This window comes from Mycobacterium sp. (assembly GCF_035623875.1).
GTDB lineage: Bacteria > Actinomycetota > Actinomycetes > Mycobacteriales > Mycobacteriaceae > Mycobacterium.
The window spans coordinates 1-4,609 of sequence record NZ_DASPSP010000175.1 but is presented as its reverse complement, the minus strand read 5'-3'; the positions used below and the strand labels follow the sequence as shown (position 1 = coordinate 4,609).

Annotated in this window: 5 protein-coding genes; 1 reads left to right on the top strand and 4 read right to left on the bottom strand. The window is 64.0% G+C overall.

Going from position 1 to position 4,609, the window contains the following annotated elements; all coding sequences use genetic code 11:
• A partial coding sequence (locus VEI45_RS14505) for a hypothetical protein (RefSeq protein WP_324854328.1) occupies nucleotides 1-472 on the top strand: 472 nt, incomplete at its 5' end.
• A 109-nt stretch (nucleotides 473-581) separates the two neighbouring features.
• On the opposite strand, the gene VEI45_RS14500 is transcribed toward VEI45_RS14505, so the two are convergent.
• The 4 genes from VEI45_RS14500 to VEI45_RS14485 form a co-directional block, all read right to left on the bottom strand.
• Nucleotides 582-2,234 carry a right-handed parallel beta-helix repeat-containing protein gene (locus tag VEI45_RS14500; RefSeq protein WP_324854326.1) on the bottom strand — a complete coding sequence of 551 codons (1,653 nt, stop codon included), beginning with the start codon at nucleotides 2,232-2,234 and terminating at the stop codon, nucleotides 582-584.
• The gene (locus VEI45_RS14495) at nucleotides 2,194-3,336 is read right to left on the bottom strand and encodes a glycosyltransferase family 1 protein (protein WP_324854324.1); all 1,143 of its coding nucleotides are present in this window, start codon (nucleotides 3,334-3,336) and stop codon (nucleotides 2,194-2,196) included. Before VEI45_RS14495 ends, VEI45_RS14500 begins: the two co-directional genes overlap by 41 nt.
• Before the next feature lie 172 nt (nucleotides 3,337-3,508).
• On the bottom strand, nucleotides 3,509-4,231 hold the full coding sequence (locus VEI45_RS14490) for a class I SAM-dependent methyltransferase (RefSeq protein WP_324854322.1): 723 nt from the start codon (nucleotides 4,229-4,231) through the stop codon (nucleotides 3,509-3,511).
• Nucleotides 4,232-4,371: 140 nt separating this feature from the next.
• On the bottom strand, nucleotides 4,372-4,609 hold a 238-nt coding region (locus VEI45_RS14485), incomplete at its 5' end, for a hypothetical protein (protein ID WP_324854320.1).

The window sequence follows — 4,609 nt, the reverse complement described above, 5'->3', positions numbered from 1 at the left end:
GCCCGACCAGATCTTCCCGATCGGGCCGCTGCACCCGCAGGCGGCGGTGGCGCAGCCGACCCTGGCCAGCGCCTACCACTCGGCCGAGCTGCTGCTCACCCTGGCCACCGCCGACCCCGCGCTGGGCCTTGACAATCTGCCCACCTGGGCGACCAGGGCGGTGGTCATGGTCACCGCCGGGGAGTGCTCGGCCGCCAGGATCCACGCGGCCGGCGAGGTCATCCGGCTGTCTGGCACCCAGCTGACCTCGGCCATCCTGCTCGACGCCGACACCACCGACAGCAGCGTCAGCCTCTGGCCATTGGCAGAATCGGATGTCGCGCGGCGTCAGGCGGCCGATCTGGCAGCCGGGCAGGGCGCTGCGCTCGAGCTCCACAGCGCGGAAGAGATGCTCAGCGCCATGGTGGGTGATGAGCTGGCGAAGGAGGCGTCGGACCTCGTCCCGCCCGACGGCGCACGTCGCCGGAAGTAACCTTCCGTCCTCCGGCTCGCGGTGGGGCGCCGCGCCGGCACGCCTGGCACCCGGCGTCAGCGCCTACCGGAGCAGCTAGCCGGGCACGCAGCCGACGCCAGCGTCGGCATCAGCTCTTCAGGACGCTTCCGGCGTCCTGCTGGTATCGGTCCCGCCAGGTCTGCCAGTTAATGACATTGCCAAGTTCGAGCGCCATGAACCGCCACGGGCCCAGGTAGGTGTTATCAGCGAAGTGATTATTCTGACCCGAGGTGATTAGTGTCTCAATCACGGTGCCCTGGTAGGGACTCCAGGACGGGTCACTGCCCCACTCGGAGAAAACGCCAACGAACCCGCAGCCGTTGGCGACCGTGCACGACGGGCCAATTTCGGATGGGCTGAACTCGAACGTGTTTTGCTTGATCTCCACATTCTGCGTGCGCCAGCGACAGAGTCCGAAATAGTCTGGTGACTGGTGCGGGCTTGCGCCCTGCAGGTTCGCCTGCGTGCACGTATTCAGGTTTGCCACCGCGGGGTCCGACAGCGTGCAGACGCCAGGGAAGTACGGCGAACCACAGAACCTATTCGAGTTTTCCCACAGTATGACGCCGCTCCAGTTGTCAATGAATTCGTTATCGGTGATCAGGAATTCGGTGCCGTACCTGCCCGGTACTCGCGCGTCGGAGCCGGATTCGGAGACGTAGATCGCGCCATCCGGAAACCCGCCTTCATGCGCGCCCTCGCCGATTGCATTGCCCAGGAAAACGTTGTCCTGGACGAGGGCGTTGTAGCTGATCTCGTAGACCAGTCCAGCCGCGTAATTGTCCTGGAAATAATTGTGCTCAATATCGAAGCCGCGGTTATCCGTGTCCATCCATAGCCCGACGCTATGGTTGTCGTATATCCAGTTGTATATGACCGTCGCCTGGTTGACGTCCCAGAACTTGCCGCCCCCGGTGCAGCCGCAGCCGGGGTCGTGACTCTCCCAGTTATAGGTGTCGTTGCCAACGATCTCGTTGTACTCGAGCACCAGATTCGCTGACGCGGTCGGCGAGTAAGCGTTGAAGCCGTATTGCTGGTTGTCCTCGAGGCAGTCGTAGCTCACCGTGTTGTCGCTGCCAAGCATGACGCCGGCACCCGCGTTGTCCTTGATGGTCGAATGATCGATCGTCCAGCCCGTACCGGAATTATGGTTGACAACTCCCTCGTTCATGTTGCCACCGTTAGTGCCAAAGTTCTCAATGGTGAGGTAGCTGATCGTGACGTTTGTCGCATAACCAACGAACGCGTAGTAGTTGACCTGCTCTCCGTCGAGAATCGCCCCCGGAGCCCCGATGAAACTGGCGCCATTGCCCGGGTCGATCTGCGTATACATGCCGGGCCCGAGGGTGTGCACACCCGGGGCAAACCAGTAGGTCGTGTTCGGGCTGCCGAAGTTGACTTGGGAGTCGTCACCGGCCGCTACGACGATCGCTCCCTTCGGGGCCGCGGTCGGGCCGTTGCCGAGGATCGCTGCGTTGCCGCACACCCGTAGAGCGCCGGCCACCGGCGGCGCAGCCGAGACCGGCGGAGCCGACACCGGCGCGTGATGTCGGGCCGGCTGGGCCTGCGACGTGGCGCAACCGCTCAGACCGGCGATCGCGACGACGGCTGCCGTCGTCGCGGCTGCTATTGTGGCGAGCCCTCGGTAACGTCGTGATCCGTGCGCTCGTACCCACATCGATGTGCGTGACATGGCTGCGCTAACCACCGCGGCGCCGCTCAGCGACTTCTCGATAGACATCCAGGGTCGCCTGAGCTGTGGCGGCCCAGGTGAAGTCCCGAGCTCTCCGCAACCCCGCGGCACGTAGCCGGTCCCCGTCGCCCCGCACCGCCTCGATCATCGCGTGCGCAATGGAAGCCGGATCGTAGGGATCGGACAGGATGGCAGCGCCGCCGGCGATCTCCGGCATGGAACTGGCGTCCGAGGTCACCACGGGGCATCCGCACGCCATGGCCTCCAGGATGGGCAGCCCGAAGGTCTCGTCGAACGACGGATACACCAGGGCATCCGCAGCGCGGTAGAAAAAGACTGTTTCATCGTGCGGCACCCGGCCGACAAACAAGACGTCAGCACCGATGCCGAGTTCGTCCGTGAGTGCCCGCAAGCTCGCTACGTAGCTCTGATCTTCGCTGTCACCCACGATGACAAGCTGGCGATCTCCGATCTCGGGGCGAGCGATCACCCATGCCCGGAGCATGCCCTCACAATTCTTGTACGGCCAGAGCGACGAGACGAAGAGAAAGAACGGCTTGGCGACCCCGTATTTCGCAACCCGAGCGCGAGCGTCAGCAGCGTCGCCAGGGGTAAAGAGGTCGTGATCCACGGCCTCATAGATGAGCCTGAGCTTGCTTGAGTCCACTTCGAGATATCGCTCGACTTCGGCGCGCATGCTCTTGGAGTTGACGATGATTGCGTCGGCTACCCGCGCGGAGCGCGGGTAGCTCATCCGGCGATACGCGCGCGCCAGCGGCTTCAGGGCATCGGGACTGGTGAAGGCGTGCAGTGTCTTCATGTGGATGACCTGCGACTGCGGAATCCTGACGATCGGCGCCATGAGCGTGACGAAGACGTCAATCCGGCTGAGCGGGAGTCGCACCGGCGAGTAGAGATGCTCCGAGAGCGTCCGCAAAATGCGCTGTTCGTTGGACCACGGGTACGTGATGTACGAGAGGTTAGAACCGTAGTCCTGGTGCAGCGGCCGCGACCGAGGACTCACGAGCAGATGCAGTTCCTCGCCGACCTCGAGCCGACTGGCCATCTCAGGGATCACTCTGGTCCAGCAAAAGTGCGCGCCTGACGGTCTGTCTGGGTGCTCTGTCAGGAGATTGATTGCCACCCGCATAAGATCCTTGCCCTCCTCGAGCCACTTCCGGGTGCATTCTGTGTCACATCAGAGCCTGCATGCATAAGACCATTCAGCCCGCCGGGTGATACCTCAGGTGACCGGCACCGAACCGCCACCGTGGCGGGGGCGAACCAGGCTCCGCCCGTCGCTGCGCCCCCGCGATCGGCGGTCAGTGCCCGGTCGCAGCGGGGGAGCCACGCCTCGCGACCACCAGATAACCGGTCGCGAGCCAGCGCCTCCATCCGGTTGCAATCCTGGCCTCTTTTTCAGGATCAGTGTTTCCCCGTTCGAAAACTCCCATTCGGTCTAGCGGCGGTACCAGCGGTGTCACGTCAAAGTGCACGACGTCAACCGTTACCAGGCCGGCCCCCGCCAGCAGGCGACAAAGCTTGCCGGGAGCTACCGCGCGTATGCTGGCCGACTTATGCCCATGCTCACGACCAACCCCTAGGGACCGCTCAATAACCGCCCGGATTCTCAGCAGCGGCCAGTAAGCGAACCACTCGACGAGGCGGTACAGGCTCTTGGGATTGAGCATGCTGATGACAACCAGGCCGCCTGGCCGGACAACTCTCGCAACCTCCTCGACTGCCGACCGGATATCGGCGTACTCGAGCACCCCAGTCGCGATTGCCACGTCGAATCCGGCATCCTTGAACGGCAGGGTCTCCAGGTTGCCAACGGCGGCATGCACTTCCCCGGCGCCGCGGGCGGACGCGACACACCGCCTGATCATCGACGGCGACAGGTCCACCGCGGTGATCCGGAAGTCGCATGGACGGGTCGTCAGCAGGGTGCGCGTGAGGATACCTGGCCCGCATCCGATGTCCACGAGGTCGCCGCCAGGGCAGTCAGCCAGCACATCCTGAACGAGACGGAGGCGCGACCGCATGAAGCGTCCGGCCGGCCCAGGGTCTTTGACCGCCTGGAGATACTCGAGTGACGCTGCGGCGGTGTCAAATTGTTCTGTGACGCGCACTCTACGTGACGACCCGGTTCGATGGCGGCCCTTCGCAACGCCCAGCACGAGACTCACCGCGCCTGACTGTCCGTCGTGACAGGGATGAGCAGCGAGGCTGCGAGGGCCAGGTACAGCAGGTACGTTGACGCATCGCTGAACCCCACCTCGGTGAACGAGGCGGCCAGACAGTAGGTAGTGAGGAACAGGCCAAGCGCACGCTTTACCCCTCGTGGCTGGAAGAAGGCGGTCACGAACAAGAACACCAGGATCGCTGCGGATACTACGACGCCGAACAGGCCCTGGTCGAGG

Excerpts from the sequence above, each read along its gene's own strand:
- VEI45_RS14500 (WP_324854326.1), bottom strand. The coding sequence starts at position 2,234 with ATGTCTATCGAGAAGTCGCTGAGCGGCGCCGCGGTGGTTAGCGCAGCC.
- VEI45_RS14495 (WP_324854324.1), bottom strand. The coding sequence starts at position 3,336 with ATGCGGGTGGCAATCAATCTCCTGACAGAGCACCCAGACAGACCGTCA.
- VEI45_RS14490 (WP_324854322.1), bottom strand. The coding sequence starts at position 4,231 with ATGCGGTCGCGCCTCCGTCTCGTTCAGGATGTGCTGGCTGACTGCCCT.